Here is a 15,084-nt window from a genome sequence, read left to right as displayed (position 1 = left end):
CGCGGAGGGCGCACGGCCCGGATTGAAGCCCCCTGGACTTGTCCCAGGAACCTGGTCTCACCCTGGTTTCGACGCCATGGGAATTTCTTACGACACGTCAACAGCGGTCCGCTCACGCTCGCCTTACCTGACCCACACCTGACGCGGTCAACGTCACGCCTTTTGTAGAGCGAGAACGGTGCCACCGTTCCGCAATACGCCTACATCACCGATCTGCACGACGGCTGTGGCTATACGGCGGGGTGGATCGGGTTCTGCAGCCAGAGCGGCGACATGCTCGCGTTGGTCAAGTCGTACAACGCCGCCGCACCCCACAATGTGCTCGCGAAGTACACCACCGTCCTTCAGCGACTGGCCGACTCGGGAAGCGAAGAAACCGGCGCGCTGGGCGAGGCGTTCGTGCGCGACTGGAAGAAGGCCGCCCTGGACCCGGTCTTCCGGAGGCTACAGATCCGGGTGGGACACGACACGTACCTCACTCCAGCCATGAAGCTGAGCGCGCAGGAGGGGGTGAAGAGCGAACTGGGTCTGGAAAACCTCTTCGACACCGCCCTGATGATGGGCCCGGCTTCCGACGACTGCGACGGCATGGTGAAGATCGCCCATGAGACCGACAAGGTGCTCGGGGGCAACCCGGCCTCCGGTGCGAACGAGGCGAAGTGGCTGGCCCGGTTCAACACCGTCCGCCAGAAGCACATGAAGCACCCCTGTACTCCCGGCCGCGAGAACGACTGGCCGCAGGCCGTCGACCGGTTGCAGGCTCTGCAGGAGCTCGCGAACCGCGGCGAGTGGGAGCTGAACGCTCCACTGACCGTGAGCGCCGACTTCAAAATGACCATCAGCAGGCCGCAGGACTGACACACTCCGCGTTCCCACCACGCCGAAGAGCGCGACCTCCACCGGATCGGTGTCAGGTTCGGGGGCGTCGACAGGGTAGCGGTAGGTCTCGTCCTCCTCGGCCGTGCTTGCTGAGCCGGAGAACAGCAACCGCTGAAAGAGTAACCAGTTCTCGCGGAGTCCGACCGGCGGCCGCGCGTCGACCACCGCGACGCCTGAGTCGCGGAGACCACTCCGCCCGGCCGAACCACCGATGCGGGGCAACCCAACGACCGCCTCCGCAAACACACTTCAGGTACCCCCAGCCCACGGCCGTCGGCTACGGACCACTCCGCAGCACGCAGCCGCAGGCCAGGATCATCTGCGCCTTGACACCATTGGCCCTCATGGGTGCATGTTTGCCAGATCGCTACATCGATGCCACAGCCGCTATTAAACGTTGAAGCGGAACTCCACCACGTCGCCGTCCCGCATCACATAGTCCTTGCCCTCCATGCGGGCCTTGCCCGCGGCGCGGGCCTCGGCCACCGAGCCGGTCGCGACCAGGTCGTCGAAGGAGATGACCTCCGCCTTGATGAAGCCCTTCTGGAAGTCGGTGTGGATGACTCCGGCCGCCTCGGGGGCCGTGGCGCCCTTCTTGATCGTCCAGGCGCGAGACTCCTTCGGGCCCGCGGTGAGGTAGGTCTGCAGACCCAGGGTGGCGAAGCCGACGCGCGCCAGGGTCGCGAGGCCCGGCTCGTCCTGGCCGACCGACTGGAGGAGTTCCAGGGCCTCGTCCTCGTCCAGCTCGGCAAGGTCCGCCTCCAGCTTGGCGTTCAGGAAGATCGCCTCGGCGGGGGCGACCAGGGCGCGCTGCTCGTCCTTGAAGGCGTCGTCCATCAGCTCGTCCTCGTCGACGTTGAAGACGTAGAGGAAGGGCTTGGTGGTGAGGAGGTGCAGGTCGTGCAGCGGCTCCGCGCGCTCGCTGCCCTGGACGATGCCGTGCGCGAAGAGGGTGTCGCCCTTCTCCAGGATCTCCTTCGCCTCCTCGACGGCCTTCACCTTCGGGGCGACGTCCTTCTTGATCCGCGACTCCTTCTGCAGGCGCGGCAGGACCTTCTCGATCGTCTGGAGGTCGGCGAGGATCAGCTCGGTGTTGATCGTCTCGATGTCGTCCTTCGGCGAGACCTTGCCGTCCACGTGCACGACGTTCTCGTCCTTGAAGGCGCGGATGACCTGGCAGATCGCGTCCGACTCACGGATGTTCGCGAGGAACTTGTTGCCGAGGCCCTCGCCCTCGCTCGCGCCGCGTACGATGCCCGCGATGTCGACGAAGTCCACGGTGGCGGGGAGGATCCGCTCCGACTTGAAGATCTCGGCGAGCTTGGCGAGACGAGCGTCCGGGACGCCCACGACGCCGACGTTCGGCTCGATCGTGGCGAACGGGTAGTTGGCCGCCAGCACGTCGTTCTTGGTCAGGGCGTTGAACAGGGTCGACTTGCCGACATTGGGCAGACCGACGATTCCGATCGTGAGCGACACGTTGCGACTTCCCGTACGTGAGAGTGGAACTGGACTGGACTGGGCGGTGGGGGCCCGAGGTCCGTCAGGAGTATGTGCGGGCCGATCCACCAGTCTACGGCGTGCCAGGCCCTGCCCCGGCGGCGTATCGAACGCTTGGCCAAGCTCGTGACTACGGCGTGTCTCAGGGGTCATTCCGCACATAAACCGACCTAAGTTGGTCCAGTGGAGCAACACAGGACGCGACCCCCACAGCACGGACCGCGACGCGGCGCACCCCTTCCCCCGCAGGGCAGACGGGGCGGAGCCCCGGCGGTGCGGCCCTCCCCTTCCGACTCTCCCGTCCGGCCCGAGAAGGCCGATGGGCCCGCTCGGCTGGACGGACGGGGCCGGGTCGCCGGAGCCCGGCCTTCCGGTCGGAGCGACGGCGGGCCCCAGCGGCATCCCGCGGCGGGGCGACGGACCGCGCCGCCGGCCGACCAGGCGGTACGGCCGCTGCCCGGACCCCGGCTCACCGGCCTGGGCGGGGGGCTGTTCTGCGGGGCCGTGATGCTTGCGCTCGGGTGTCTGGACCAGTTGCTGTTCGACTCGTCCCTCACGGTCTACGGCGTGCTGTTCCTGCCGGTGTGCGCGCTGACCGCGCTGTGGGTGCGGGGCGGGGACCTGGTGATCGCGCCGGTCGTCGTGCCGATCGCCTTCGCCCTCGGCCTGCTGACCGTGCTCGACGGCTCCGGGGGCCTCGTCGGGCGCCTGGGGGCGTTGGTCACCGCGCTCGCCACCCAGGCGGGCTGGCTCTACGGCGGCACGCTCATCGCGGGTGTCATCGCGACCGTGCGCCGGGTGCGCAGGATGCGCCGACGGGTCGCGCAGCGCCGCCGCACGACCTGAACGGCGCCGTACGGGGGGCAAGGGCGGCCACGGGAAAAGACGGGGCAGGGAGAGGCGTGGAAGGACAGGAACGGCGCGGAAGGACGGGGACGGGAGTAGTGGGGAGGGACAAGAGAAAGACGGGGAGACGCGGGCGGCCACGGCTGATCGCTCCGCCGCGGCCGCCCGGTTTTCTGTCCGGTGTCCAGTTCCCCGTGCTTCTGTCCGGTGTCTAACCGGAGTGCGCCGCCCGCATGGCCGCGCCCACGATCCCCGCGTTGTTCTGCAGCTGCGCCGGGACGATCTCCGCCCTGATGCCCTCGATCAGCGGCAGGAACTTCTGGGACTTGCGGCTGACGCCGCCGCCTATGACGAACAGCTCCGGGGAGAACAGCATCTCCACGTGGGCGAGGTACTTCTGCACCCGGTGCGCCCACTGCTCCCACGTCAGCTCGAGGTCGTCCTTGACCTTCGAGGAGGCGTGCTTCTCCGCGTCATGGCCGCTCAGTTCGAGATGGCCCAGCTCGGTGTTCGGGACGAGCACACCGTCGATGAACAGGGCGCTGCCGATGCCGGTACCGAGCGTGAGCACGATGACCGTGCCCTTGCGGTCGCGGCCCGCGCCGAACCGCATCTCGGCCACGCCGGCCGCGTCCGCGTCGTTCAGTACGGTCACGGGCAGGCCGCCCAGCCGCTCGCCGAACAGGGCGCGCGCGTCCAGGTCGACCCAGCTCTTGTCCACGTTGGCCGCCGTGCGGATGGTGGAGCCCCCGGTGACCACGCCGGGGAAGGTGACGCCCACCGGGCCGGTCCAGCCGAAGTGGCCGACGACCTCCTTCACCCCGTCGGCCACCCCGTCGGGCGTCGCCGGATGCGGGGTGAGCACCTTGAAGCGCTCCTCCACGAGTTCGCCCCGGTCCAGGTCCACAGGAGCGCCCTTGATTCCGGATCCGCCGATGTCCACGCCGAAGATCTGCATGGGCACAACGGTACGTCCTGCCGCCGACGCTCTCTTCCCGGCCCGTGCCTTTGCCCCGCCCGCGCGGTGCCCGCACGGCGCCGCGCGAACGGGGCGCCGTCACTTCTCTCCGGTGCGCTCCGCCACCAGGGCCTCCGCCTCCGTGCGCAGGTCGCGGCGGAGCTCCTTGGGCAGCGAGAAGGTGATGGACTCCTCGGCCGCCTTGACGATCTCGACGTCCTCGAAGCCGCGCTGCGCGAGCCACTCGAGGACCTGCTCGACCAGGACCTCGGGAACGGAGGCGCCCGAGGTCACACCGACCGTCGACACACCCTCCACCCAGGCCTCGTCGATCTCGTCGGCGAAGTCCACGAGGTACGCCGCACGCGCGCCCGCGAGCTTGGCGACCTCGACCAGCCGCTTGGAGTTCGAGGAGTTCCGGGAGCCGACCACGATCACCAGGTCCGCCTCGGTGCCCATCTGTTTCACCGCGAGCTGGCGGTTCTGGGTGGCGTAGCAGATGTCGTCGCTGGGCGGGGAGATCAGCTGCGGGAACTTCTCCTTGAGCGCGTCGACCGTCTCCATGGTCTCGTCGACGGAGAGCGTGGTCTGCGACAGCCAGACGACCCTGGAGGGGTCGCGCACCTCGACCTTCGCGACGTCCTCGGGGCCGTCCACGAGCTGGATGTGGTCCGGGGCCTCGCCGGACGTGCCGATGACCTCTTCGTGGCCCTCGTGCCCGATGAGGAGGATGTCGAAGTCCTCCTTGGCGAAGCGGACCGCCTCCTTGTGGACCTTGGTGACCAGGGGGCAGGTCGCGTCGATGGTGGCGAGCCGGCCCTGCTCGGCCTCCTCGTGGACCGTGGGGGCGACACCGTGCGCGGAGAACATGACGATGTTGCCCGGCGGCACCTCCTCCGTCTGCTCGACGAAGATCGCGCCCTTCTTCTCCAGGGTCTGCACGACGTACTTGTTGTGGACGATCTCGTGGCGGACGTAGATCGGGGCCCCGTACTGCTCCAGGGCCTTCTCGACGGCGATCACTGCGCGGTCGACGCCCGCGCAGTAGCCACGGGGGGCGGCGAGCAGGACACGGCGGCCAGACGAAGCGGTCATGCGCACCATCGTAAGGCCGTACCCGGCCGCTGTAGATCGCTTCCTCGAGGAGAGGTTGTGCCTGGGGCGTTGTCGGACCCGGCCGTTACCCTCGGCGCATGGCTGTGAACACGTCCGCGGAGTCACCGCTGCCGGTCGGCGAGGTCTCGCGGCTCATCGGGAGGTGGATCGACCGGCTCGGGGCCGTCTGGGTCGAGGGGCAGATCACCCAGCTGTCGCGGCGCCCCGGCGCCGGGGTCGTCTTCCTCACGCTGCGCGATCCGTCGCACGACATCTCCGTCGCCGTCACCTGCTACCGCCAGGTGTTCGACGCGGTCGCCGACGTCGTGAGCGAGGGCGCCCGGGTGGTCGTCCACGCCAAACCGGAGTGGTATGCGCCGAGGGGGCAGCTGTCGCTGCGTGCCGTCGAGATACGGCCCGTGGGCGTCGGCGAGCTGCTCGCCCGGCTCGAACGGCTGAAGAAGTCCCTCGCCGCCGAGGGTCTCTTCGCGCCCGAGCGCAAGAAGCCGCTGCCGTTTCTGCCGCAGCTCATCGGGCTCGTCTGCGGCCGGGCGTCGGCGGCCGAGCGCGATGTGCTGGAGAACGCGCGGCACCGCTGGCCCGCCGTCCGCTTCGCGGTGCGCAACGTCGCCGTGCAGGGGGTGCACGCCGTGCCCCAGGTCGTCCAGGCCGTGAAGGAGCTGGACGCGCTCGACGAGGTCGATGTGATCATCGTGGCGCGTGGCGGCGGCAGCGTGGAGGACCTGCTGCCGTTCTCCGACGAGCAGCTCGTCCGGGCGGTGGCGGCCTGTCGTACGCCCGTGGTGTCGGCCATCGGTCACGAGCCGGACAATCCGCTGCTCGACCACGTCGCCGACCTGCGGGCCTCCACCCCGACCGACGCGGCCAAGAGGGTCGTGCCGGACGTCGGCGAGGAGCTCCAGCGCGTGCAGGCGCTGCGGGACCGGGCGCGGCGGTGTGTCCAGGTGTTCGTCGAGCGCGAGGAGCGCGGGCTCGCCCACGCGCTGGCGCGGCCCAGCATGGAGGACCCGCACCGCATGGTGGACGAGCGGGGGGAGCAGATCGCCTCGCTGGCCGACCGCGGCCGGCGCACGCTGCGGCATCTGCTCGACCGCGCCGATTCGGAGCTGGCGCACACCCGCGCGCGCGTGGTGGCCCTGTCACCGGCCGCGACGCTCCAGCGGGGGTACGCGGTGCTGCAGAAGACCGACGGGCACGTGGTCCGGTCGCCGGACGACGTGGGGGCGGGCGAGGAGCTGCGGGCGCGGGTCGCCGGGGGCGAGTTCACGGTACGGGCCGACAGCCGGGGATCTCAGGGAGAGCCCCTGACCAGCAAGGAGGGCGCATGACCAGCAAGACGGACGAGGTGCTCGGGTACGAGCAGGCGCGGGACGAGCTGATCGAGGTCGTACGGCGTCTGGAGGCCGGAGGGACGACGCTCGAGGAGTCCCTGGCGCTGTGGGAGCGGGGCGAGGAGCTGGCCAGGGTGTGCCGCACCTGGCTGGAGGGCGCCCGCAGGCGGCTGGATGCCGCGCTGGCCGAGGAGCAGGAGGACGCGGAGACTGGCGAGGTCACGGACGGCGGCGAGTGAACCGGCCGAGTGCCGGCCGGACGCTCCCCGCTCACCGGTGCTCCGGGGGTCTCGCCCCTTCCGCTCCGGGGGTCCGGCCGCCCCCGGGCCCTGTGAGGCCGGTCACCCACACCCTCGCTTGGTTGAATCTTGAACCTCTTGGGGCCTACTGTCATAGCCGCAAGGCGATCCCCCCGGGATCCAGCGCCATCTTGAGGAAGTTCTCTCCCTATGTCCCTCGTTCTCGACCCCGCCGCCCAGGACCTGCTGTTCCGTGAGGCCCGCACCGCCAACACCTTCGCCGACGAGCCGGTGACCGACGAACAGGTCCAGGCGATCTACGACCTGGTCAAGTACGGCCCGACCTCCATGAACCAGTCGCCGCTGCGCGTCACCCTGGTCCGCTCCCCCGAGGCCCGCGAGCGCCTCGTCCAGCACATGGCGGAGGGCAACCAGGCCAAGACGGCCGCCGCCCCGCTGGTCGCGATCCTCTCGGCGGACAACGAGTTCCACGAGGAGCTCCCGCAGCTCTTCCCGCACTTCCCCCAGGCCAAGGACGCCTTCTTCGGCGACCGCTCGGTGCGCGAGAACAGCGCCCTGCTCAACGCCACCCTCCAGGCCGCGTACTTCATCGTCGGCGTCCGCGCCGCCGGTCTCGCCGCCGGCCCGATGACCGGGCTGAACGCCGAGGGCCTGCGCAAGGAGTTCCTGGACGACGACCACACCCCGCTGATGGTCCTCAACATCGGCAAGCCGGGCGAGGACGCCTGGTACCCGCGCTCCCCGCGCCTGGGCTTCGAGCAGGTCGTCACCACGGTCTGACCCGTCCGGCACGCGCGAAGAGGGCCCCCGTCCATGGCGCCGGGGGCCCTGTCTCATGGCCGGGAACGCATGACCCCGCCCGCTTCACCCGCCGGAGCCCCTGCGGGGCCTCACCCCGTCTTCAGCGCCTCCGCCATCTTCGTCAGCTGCGCGAACGACGCCGTGCCGGTCACCACGGTCGTGGAGTCCTTGCCCTTCAGGACCAGCGCGTCGTAGCGGCCGCCCGTGTAGCGCTGCCAGGTCTGCCCGCCGATGCTCTGCGTGACCTTCGTCTCGTGCGCGCCCTGGCTGGCGTCGTCGACGAACGCGGCGGCCTTCTGAGTCGACTGCTCGACCGCCACGTACTGCCCCCCGGGGTCCTGGAAGCCGAGGTGCCAGGCGCTGTAGGGCTCGCCCTGGTAGCGCACCGAGGTGGGCTTCCAGGCGTCGGACAGGCCCTCGGGCGCCGCCACCGGATACGCCGCCGCGCGGCGCGCCGTGAGCAGTTCGACGCGGTAGTCCACCCGCTTGAGGTCGGGAGCCTGGTCGTCATGGGGGACGAAGAAGAGATAGACGACGCCCGCGACCAGCCCGATGACGCCCAGGGAGAGGACCATGCCCCGGACCGTCTGCTGCTTGCCTTTCGTACCTGCCACGCCCCTATCGTCGCAGGTACAACGGTCTGCTCATCCGTGGGGCCCCCTGCTCATTTTGTCTGCTCAACGATAGAGTCGGGGGGCACTACCCTCAGCCGGCCGTCGTCGTATCAGAAAGGTGCGCTCCGATGACCGAGAATCATCATCTGCCGTCCGAGCTCGAAGTTCCCTCCGAGGCCCCGGACCGCAACCTCGCCCTGGAACTCGTCCGGGTCACCGAGGCCGCCGCCATGGCGGCCGGCCGCTGGGTCGGCCGCGGCGACAAGAACGGCGCCGACGGAGCCGCGGTACGCGCCATGCGGACCCTCGTCCACACCGTGTCGATGAACGGCGTCGTCGTCATCGGCGAGGGCGAGAAGGACGAGGCCCCGATGCTCTTCAACGGAGAGCGGATCGGCGACGGGACCGGCCCCGAGTGCGACATCGCCGTGGACCCGATCGACGGCACCACGCTCACCGCCAAGGGCATGCCGAACGCGATCGCGGTGCTGGCCGCCGCCGACCGCGGCACGATGTTCGACCCGTCCGCCGTCTTCTACATGGACAAGCTGGTCACCGGCCCCGAGGCGGCGGACTTCGTCGACATCGACGCCCCCGTCGCGGTGAACATCCGCCGGGTCGCCAAGGCCAAACGCTCCACGCCCGAGGACGTCACCGTCGTCATCCTCGACCGGCCGCGCCACGAGGGCCTCATCAAGGAGGTCCGGGAGACCGGCGCGCGCATCAAGCTCATCTCCGACGGCGATGTCGCCGGCTCGATCCTGGCGCTGCGCGAGGGCACCGGCATCGACCTGCTGCTCGGCGTCGGCGGCACGCCGGAGGGCATCATCTCCGCGTGCGCCGTGAAGTGCCTGGGCGGCACCATCCAGGGCAAGCTGTGGCCCAAGGACGACGCGGAGCGGCAGCGGGCCCTGGACGCGGGGCACGACCTCGGCCGGGTACTGACCACGGACGACCTGGTCTCCGGCGAGAACGTCTTCTTCGTCGCCACCGGCATCACGGACGGCGAGCTGATGCGCGGCGTGCGCTACCGCTCCGAGACGGCCACCACCGACTCGATCGTCATGCGCTCCAAGTCCGGCACGGTCCGCCGGATCGAATCGGTGCACCGGCTGAGCAAGCTGCGCGCGTACAGCGCGATCGACTTCGACCGCGCCAAGTAGCACGGGCTCACCAGGGGCGCGCTCTGTGCGGAGAGCGCGCCCCTACGCGTAGACCCCGCCCGGCCGCCTGTACCTCGCCCGGACCCTTTGGGCCCCTTTGGGCCCACCCGGTCACTTGGGCGCCGCCGGACCCCACCGGGCCTCCCGGCCCCGCCCGATCCCCGAGAGCTCCGCCGGGCCTCCCCGGCCCCGCTCAGCCCGCGGCCGCTATCGTCCCCCGCGCGGCCTTCTTCCGCTCCATCTCGCGTCGGCGCCGCCGGGCCAGCACCACACGGCGCTCCGCGGCCGTGAGGCCGCCCCACACCCCGTACGGCTCGGGCTGCACCAGCGCGTGCTCCCGGCACTCCACCATCACCGGACACCGCGCGCAGACACGCTTGGCCGCCTCTTCGCGGGACAGCCGGGCCGCGGTGGGCTCCTTGGAGGGGGCGAAGAACAGGCCGGCCTCGTCGCGCCGGCACACCGCCTCCGTGTGCCACGGGGCGTCCTGATCCCTGTCGCGTACTGGGACCCGCTGGTGCGGAACGTCAGCGACCTGCAGGGACGAATGCGGCGGTTGCAGCACGGCCTACTCCTGACGACGGCTTCGCGAGCGAGAGACGATGCAGCAAGGCCTACCCGCTGTGCGCGCGCCTATGCACTGAGTTCCTAACCGCTGGCATTCCAGGGGTGGTTGAGGCCGCCGATGCGGGAGAGCGGCTCCGCATCGACGGGGCGGAATTCACCATTGTCAACGGTCCAGGTGTTTGCGCAAAGTCCGGTCCACCCGGTCCGAGACCCGGTCGAGGATGTCCGCGACCAGCTTGCCCCGCTTGGGCCGCGCCTCGACATTGCCCAGAACGGCCCAGCCGTCGACGTGGAGGACCGGCGCCTGCGCGTCCTGCGCGTCCAGCGTCCGCACCTCGAAGTTGCCGAGGACCCCGCCGCCGGCGCCGCGCAGCGACACGTTCTCCGGGACGCGGATCTGGACGTCGCCGAAGACCGAGACGGCCTTGATCACGACCTGCTGGTACTCGAAGACCGCCTCACTGAGGTCGATCTCCACACTGCCGAAGATCGCGTACGCATGCAGCCGGCGCCCGGCGCGCCAGCGACCCTTGCGCGTGGCCGAGCTGAAGACCGCCACCACGTTCTGGTCGGCCTCGGACGCAAGGGCGCCGGCCGGCGGGCGGTTCGGCGCATAGGTGTGCGCGGGGCCCGGACGCCCCTGATGGGCGGCGGGCAGGTCCTGGATGAAGACCTCCAGCTCGCCGACCGTCTTGGCGCTCAGCACCCCCTCGACGCGCTCGGCGTGCTCCTCCGCGGTCAGGCGGCCCTCGGCGAGGGCGTCGCGCAGCATGTCGGCGATGCGGTCACGGTCGGCGTCCGAGGCGCGCAGCTCGGCGACGCGCGGTCCGGTCTGCTTCTGAAGGTCCACGGCAGCAGCGTACCCAAACGCGATAGATCGCGACTACCCCCGGTCGTCGGCCTGGGGAAAACCGTGACGCACCGGCGCGCCCGGACTGAGCCTTACCTCACAGGTCCGCGGCCGGCGGCAGGTTCTACGCTGGTGAGCGCCCGCCAACGGAGGCGGGCGCCGTCTGTCGAGTGAGGAATGGGCTGAGATGCCTGAGTTCGCGTACACCGATCTGCTCCCCCAGGGAGAGGACACCACCCCCTACCGGCTGGTGACCTCCGAGGGTGTCTCCACTGTCGAGGCCGACGGGCGTACGTTCCTCAAGGTCGAGCCGGAGGCGCTGCGCAGGCTCGCCGAAGAGGCGATCCACGACATCCAGCACTACCTGCGCCCCGCGCACCTGGCCCAGCTCCGCCGCATCATCGACGACCCGGAGGCCTCGGCGAACGACAAGTTCGTGGCGCTGGACCTGCTGAAGAACGCGAACATCGCGGCGGCCGGCGTGCTCCCCATGTGCCAGGACACCGGCACGGCGATCGTGATGGGCAAGCGCGGACAGCACGTCCTGACCGAGGGCGAGGACGAGAAGGCCCTCTCCCGCGGCATCTACGACGCCTACACCAGGCTGAACCTGCGCTACTCGCAGATGGCCCCGCTGACCATGTGGGAGGAGAAGAACACCGGCTCCAACCTCCCCGCCCAGATCGAGCTGTACGCGACGGACGGCGGCGCCTACAAGTTCCTGTTCATGGCGAAGGGCGGCGGCAGCGCCAACAAGTCCTTCCTCTACCAGGAGACGAAGGCCGTCCTGAACGAGGCCTCCATGATGGCGTTCCTCCAGGAGAAGATCCGTTCGCTGGGCACGGCCGCCTGCCCGCCGTACCACCTGGCGATCGTCGTGGGCGGCACGAGCGCGGAGTACGCGCTCAAGACCGCGAAGTACGCCTCCGCGCACTACCTGGACGGGCTGCCCACCGAGGGCTCCGCACTGGGACACGGCTTCCGTGACAAGGAGCTGGAGCAGAAGGTCTTCGAGCTGACGCAGAAGATCGGGATCGGCGCGCAGTTCGGCGGCAAGTACTTCTGCCACGACGTGCGCGTGGTGCGCCTCCCGCGCCACGGCGCGTCCTGCCCGGTGGCCATCGCCGTCTCCTGCTCGGCCGACCGGCAGGCGGTCGCGAAGATCACGGCCGAGGGCGTGTTCCTGGAGCAGCTGGAGACGGACCCGGCGCGGTTCCTGCCGGAGACCACGGACGAGCATCTGGAGCAGGACGGCGACGTCGTGCGCGTCGACCTGAACCAGCCCATGGACCACATCCTCGCGGAGCTGACCAAGTACCCGGTGAAGACGCGGCTCTCGCTGTCCGGCCCGCTGGTCGTGGCGCGCGACATCGCGCACGCCAAGATCAAGGAGCGGCTGGACCGCGGCGAGGAGATGCCGCAGTACCTGAAGGACCACCCGGTGTACTACGCGGGCCCGGCCAAGACCCCGGAGGGCTACGCGTCCGGCTCGTTCGGCCCGACGACGGCCGGCCGCATGGACTCCTACGTCGAGCAGTTCCAGGCGGCGGGCGGCTCCAGGGTGATGCTCGCGAAGGGCAACCGCAGCAAGCAGGTCACGGACGCGTGCGCGGCGCACGGCGGCTTCTACCTCGGCTCGATCGGCGGCCCGGCCGCCCGCCTCGCCCAGGACTGCATCAAGAAGGTCGAGGTCGTCGAGTACGAGGAACTCGGCATGGAGGCCGTCTGGCGGATCGAGGTCGAGGACTTCCCGGCGTTCGTCGTGGTGGACGACAAGGGCAACGACTTCTTCAAGGAGCCCGCGCCCCAGCCGACGTTCACGTCGATCCCGGTCCGGGGGCCCGGGCTGGCGTGACCGCGGGCGGCGGGGACGGGTTCCCCTCCCCGCCGCCGCTGTGCCGCCGGCGCCTTGCGCGTCGTTTCGTTCGGCCCGCCCCGGAACAACCGCCTCCTCTCCCGCGCTGTACCGGGTATGAGCGAATACCGCATCGAGCACGACTCCATGGGTGAGGTACGGGTCCCGGTCGACGCCAAGTGGCGCGCCCAGACCCAGCGGGCCGTGGAGAACTTCCCCGTCTCCGGACAGCGCATCGAGCGCGCGCACATCGAGGCACTGGCCCGGATCAAGGGCGCCGCCGCCAAGGTCAACGCCGAGCTGGGCGTGCTCGACAAGGATCTCGCCGAGGCCGTCCAGGAGGCCGCCGCCGAGGTCGCCGAGGGCCGGTGGGACGACCAGTTCCCGGTCGACGTCTTCCAGACCGGGTCCGGGACCTCGTCCAACATGAACACCAACGAGGTCATCGCCACCCTCGCGAGCGAGCGGCTCGGCCGGGACGTGCACCCCAACGACCATGTGAACGCGTCCCAGTCGTCCAACGACGTCTTCCCCTCCTCCGTGCACATCGCCGCCACCGCCGCCGTCAGCCGCGACCTCGTCCCCGCCCTCGACCACCTCGCGACCTCCCTCGAACGCAAGGCCGAAGAGTTCTCCGACGTCGTGAAGTCGGGGCGGACCCATCTCATGGACGCCACCCCCGTGACCCTGGGTCAGGAGTTCGGCGGTTACGCCGCGCAGATCCGGTACGGCATCGAGCGGCTGAACGCCTCACTGCCGCGCCTCGCCGAACTGCCGCTGGGCGGCACCGCGGTGGGCACCGGGATCAACACCCCGCCCGGTTTCTCCGCCGCCGTCATCGCCGAGGTCGCCCGGTCCACCGGTCTGCCGCTCACCGAGGCCCGCGACCACTTCGAGGCCCAGGGCGCGCGGGACGGGATCGTCGAGACCAGCGGGCAGCTGCGGACCATCGCCGTCGGCCTGACCAAGATCGCCAATGACCTCCGGTGGATGGCCTCCGGGCCGCGGACCGGTCTGGCCGAGATCAGCCTGCCCGATCTGCAGCCGGGGTCCTCGATCATGCCCGGCAAGGTCAACCCGGTCATCCCCGAGGCCGTCCTCATGGTCGCCGCCCAGGTCATCGGCAACGACGCGACCATCGCCACCGCCGGCGCCTCCGGAAACTTCGAGCTGAACGTCATGCTGCCGGTCCTCGCGAAGAACGTGCTGGAGTCGGTCCGGCTACTCGCCAACGTCTCGCGGCTGCTGGCCGACCGGACCGTCGACGGCATCGTCGCCCACCGGGAACGCGCCCGCGAGTACGCCGAGTCGTCGCCCTCCGTCGTCACCCCGCTCAACAAGTACATCGGTTACGAGGAGGCCGCGAAGGTCGCCAAGAAGGCGCTCGCCGAACGCAAGACGATCCGTCAGGTCGTCCTGGAGTCGGGCTATGTGGAGCGCGGCGACCTCACGCTCGAACAGCTCGACACGGCCCTCGACGTCCTGCGGATGACGCGCCCGTAACCTCGCGCGCCGGCTCACCCGTCCGTGGCGCGAACCGTGACGACCGCAGCGGCGTCGTATGCCTGGGGCACCTAATATCTGTGCATGGCAGAGGGTGGAGCGGTGAGACGGGTGGAAGCGCGCGGTTCGACGACGTACTGGGCTCCGGGGGACCAGATCCTCTGGCGCTACCGCGAGAACGGCGGCCCGCGCTTCCATATCGCGCGGCCGGTCACCGTGGTCAGGGACGACGAGGAGCTGCTCGCCGTATGGCTGGCCCCCGGTACCCAGTGCGTCAGACCGGTCCTCGCCGACGGCACGCCGCTGCACGCCGAGCCGCTCCAGTCCCGCTACACCAAGCCGCGGACCGTGCGACTGGACCGCTGGTTCGGCACGGGCGTGCTCAAGCTGGCTCGGCCGGGCGAGCCCTGGTCGGTGTGGCTGTTCTGGGAGCCGGGCTGGCGGTTCAAGAACTGGTACGTGAACCTGGAGGAGCCGCTGGCGCGCTGGGCCGGCGGCGTCGACTCCGAGGACCACTTCCTCGACCTGTGCGTCTACCCCGACCGCAGATGGGACTGGCGCGACGAGGACGAGTTCGCCCAGGCGCAGCGGGACGGCCTGATGGACGCATCGCTCGCCGAACGGGTACGGGAGGCGGGACGGTCCGCGGTGGAGGTGGTCCAGGCCTGGGGGGTGCCCTTCTCGGACGGCTGGCAGCACTGGCGTCCCGATCCCTCCTGGTCGGTTCCGCCGCTGCCGGAGGACTGGGACCGCATGCCCGCGTACACCGCCTCATGAGACCCTTGTTGCGTCCCCGCGGTACAACCGTAGGATCGTCCTCCGCGAGGGCACGGCACAGGAA

General features: G+C 70.2%; 15 protein-coding genes. 9 read left to right on the top strand and 6 right to left on the bottom strand.

The window, feature by feature from the left end; translation table 11 throughout:
* Nucleotides 1–204: 204 nt before the first annotated feature.
* Entirely contained in the window at nt 205–858 is a 654-nt protein-coding gene (locus ACWD5Q_RS01920) for a chitosanase (RefSeq protein WP_451425184.1), read from the top strand.
* Nucleotides 859–1,269: 411 nt separating this feature from the next.
* Here the strand turns inward: ACWD5Q_RS01920 and ychF are convergent, their stop codons facing one another.
* Nucleotides 1,270–2,358, bottom strand: a complete 1,089-nt coding sequence (gene ychF, locus ACWD5Q_RS01915) for a redox-regulated ATPase YchF (protein WP_451425028.1) — start codon at nt 2,356–2,358, stop codon at nt 1,270–1,272.
* 528 nt (nt 2,359–2,886) lie between these two features.
* On the opposite strand from ychF, the gene ACWD5Q_RS01910 reads away from it, so the two are divergent.
* Nucleotides 2,887–3,225: a DUF6542 domain-containing protein gene (locus ACWD5Q_RS01910; protein WP_451425027.1), complete on the top strand. Its 339-nt coding sequence runs from the start codon at nt 2,887–2,889 to the stop codon at nt 3,223–3,225.
* 211 nt (nt 3,226–3,436) lie between these two features.
* Here the strand turns inward: ACWD5Q_RS01910 and ppgK are convergent, their stop codons facing one another.
* Nucleotides 3,437–4,183: a polyphosphate--glucose phosphotransferase gene (gene ppgK, locus ACWD5Q_RS01905; RefSeq protein WP_451425026.1), complete on the bottom strand. Its 747-nt coding sequence runs from the start codon at nt 4,181–4,183 to the stop codon at nt 3,437–3,439.
* Nucleotides 4,184–4,282: 99 nt separating this feature from the next.
* Nucleotides 4,283–5,287, bottom strand: coding sequence for a 4-hydroxy-3-methylbut-2-enyl diphosphate reductase (locus ACWD5Q_RS01900; RefSeq protein ID WP_451425025.1), 1,005 nt, complete (start codon nt 5,285–5,287; stop codon nt 4,283–4,285).
* 89 nt (nt 5,288–5,376) lie between these two features.
* Between ACWD5Q_RS01900 and xseA the strand changes: the two genes are divergently transcribed.
* The 3 genes from xseA (at nt 5,377) to ACWD5Q_RS01885 (ending at nt 7,670) form a co-directional block, all read left to right on the top strand.
* A complete protein-coding gene (xseA, locus tag ACWD5Q_RS01895; RefSeq protein ID WP_451425024.1) occupies nt 5,377–6,627 on the top strand; it encodes an exodeoxyribonuclease VII large subunit in 1,251 nt (416 codons plus the stop codon).
* Complete coding sequence (locus tag ACWD5Q_RS01890; RefSeq protein ID WP_451425023.1) at nt 6,624–6,869, top strand: exodeoxyribonuclease VII small subunit; 246 nt, start codon at nt 6,624–6,626, stop codon at nt 6,867–6,869. The genes xseA and ACWD5Q_RS01890 overlap by 4 nt, the downstream gene beginning before the upstream one ends.
* A 210-nt stretch (nt 6,870–7,079) precedes the next feature.
* Nucleotides 7,080–7,670, top strand: a complete 591-nt coding sequence (locus ACWD5Q_RS01885) for a malonic semialdehyde reductase (protein WP_451425022.1) — start codon at nt 7,080–7,082, stop codon at nt 7,668–7,670.
* Nucleotides 7,671–7,780: 110 nt separating this feature from the next.
* On the opposite strand, the gene ACWD5Q_RS01880 is transcribed toward ACWD5Q_RS01885, so the two are convergent.
* The gene (locus ACWD5Q_RS01880) at nt 7,781–8,305 is read right to left on the bottom strand and encodes a DUF4245 domain-containing protein (RefSeq protein WP_451425021.1); all 525 of its coding nucleotides are present in this window, start codon (nt 8,303–8,305) and stop codon (nt 7,781–7,783) included.
* 128 nt (nt 8,306–8,433) lie between these two features.
* Here ACWD5Q_RS01880 and glpX point away from each other — a divergent pair, with 128 nt between their 5' ends.
* Complete coding sequence (glpX, locus tag ACWD5Q_RS01875) at nt 8,434–9,468, top strand: class II fructose-bisphosphatase (protein WP_451425020.1); 1,035 nt, start codon at nt 8,434–8,436, stop codon at nt 9,466–9,468.
* A 193-nt stretch (nt 9,469–9,661) separates the two neighbouring features.
* Here glpX and ACWD5Q_RS01870 read toward each other — a convergent pair whose 3' ends face one another.
* The gene (locus ACWD5Q_RS01870; RefSeq protein WP_451425019.1) at nt 9,662–10,033 is read right to left on the bottom strand and encodes a WhiB family transcriptional regulator; all 372 of its coding nucleotides are present in this window, start codon (nt 10,031–10,033) and stop codon (nt 9,662–9,664) included.
* 165 nt (nt 10,034–10,198) lie between these two features.
* Nucleotides 10,199–10,885: a DUF1707 SHOCT-like domain-containing protein gene (locus ACWD5Q_RS01865; protein ID WP_451425018.1), complete on the bottom strand. Its 687-nt coding sequence runs from the start codon at nt 10,883–10,885 to the stop codon at nt 10,199–10,201.
* Between the two features lie 187 nt (nt 10,886–11,072).
* Between ACWD5Q_RS01865 and ACWD5Q_RS01860 the strand changes: the two genes are divergently transcribed.
* From ACWD5Q_RS01860 to fomD, 3 genes are all read left to right on the top strand, one after another.
* Entirely contained in the window at nt 11,073–12,740 is a 1,668-nt protein-coding gene (locus tag ACWD5Q_RS01860; protein WP_451425017.1) for a fumarate hydratase, read from the top strand.
* 117 nt (nt 12,741–12,857) lie between these two features.
* The gene (locus tag ACWD5Q_RS01855; RefSeq protein ID WP_451425016.1) at nt 12,858–14,243 is read left to right on the top strand and encodes a class II fumarate hydratase; all 1,386 of its coding nucleotides are present in this window, start codon (nt 12,858–12,860) and stop codon (nt 14,241–14,243) included.
* Nucleotides 14,244–14,327: 84 nt separating this feature from the next.
* Nucleotides 14,328–15,020 carry a cytidylyl-2-hydroxypropylphosphonate hydrolase gene (fomD, locus tag ACWD5Q_RS01850; protein WP_451425015.1) on the top strand — a complete coding sequence of 231 codons (693 nt, stop codon included), beginning with the start codon at nt 14,328–14,330 and terminating at the stop codon, nt 15,018–15,020.
* The last annotated feature ends 64 nt before the right edge of the window (nt 15,021–15,084 follow it).

It is taken from the genome of Streptomyces sp. NPDC002513 (assembly GCF_053595355.1).
The sequence above is the reverse complement of the archived record's forward strand: the minus strand, read 5'-3'. Positions and strand labels throughout refer to the sequence as shown.

Coding starts and splice junctions, on each gene's coding strand:
- ACWD5Q_RS01910 (WP_451425027.1), top strand. CDS start 2,887: ATGCTTGCGCTCGGGTGTCTGGACCAGTTGCTGTTCGACTCGTCCCTC.
- ppgK (WP_451425026.1), bottom strand. CDS start 4,183: ATGCAGATCTTCGGCGTGGACATCGGCGGATCCGGAATCAAGGGCGCT.
- ACWD5Q_RS01900 (WP_451425025.1), bottom strand. CDS start 5,287: ATGGTGCGCATGACCGCTTCGTCTGGCCGCCGTGTCCTGCTCGCCGCC.
- xseA (WP_451425024.1), top strand. CDS start 5,377: ATGGCTGTGAACACGTCCGCGGAGTCACCGCTGCCGGTCGGCGAGGTC.
- ACWD5Q_RS01890 (WP_451425023.1), top strand. CDS start 6,624: ATGACCAGCAAGACGGACGAGGTGCTCGGGTACGAGCAGGCGCGGGAC.
- ACWD5Q_RS01885 (WP_451425022.1), top strand. CDS start 7,080: ATGTCCCTCGTTCTCGACCCCGCCGCCCAGGACCTGCTGTTCCGTGAG.
- glpX (WP_451425020.1), top strand. CDS start 8,434: ATGACCGAGAATCATCATCTGCCGTCCGAGCTCGAAGTTCCCTCCGAG.
- ACWD5Q_RS01860 (WP_451425017.1), top strand. CDS start 11,073: ATGCCTGAGTTCGCGTACACCGATCTGCTCCCCCAGGGAGAGGACACC.
- ACWD5Q_RS01855 (WP_451425016.1), top strand. CDS start 12,858: ATGAGCGAATACCGCATCGAGCACGACTCCATGGGTGAGGTACGGGTC.
- fomD (WP_451425015.1), top strand. CDS start 14,328: ATGGCAGAGGGTGGAGCGGTGAGACGGGTGGAAGCGCGCGGTTCGACG.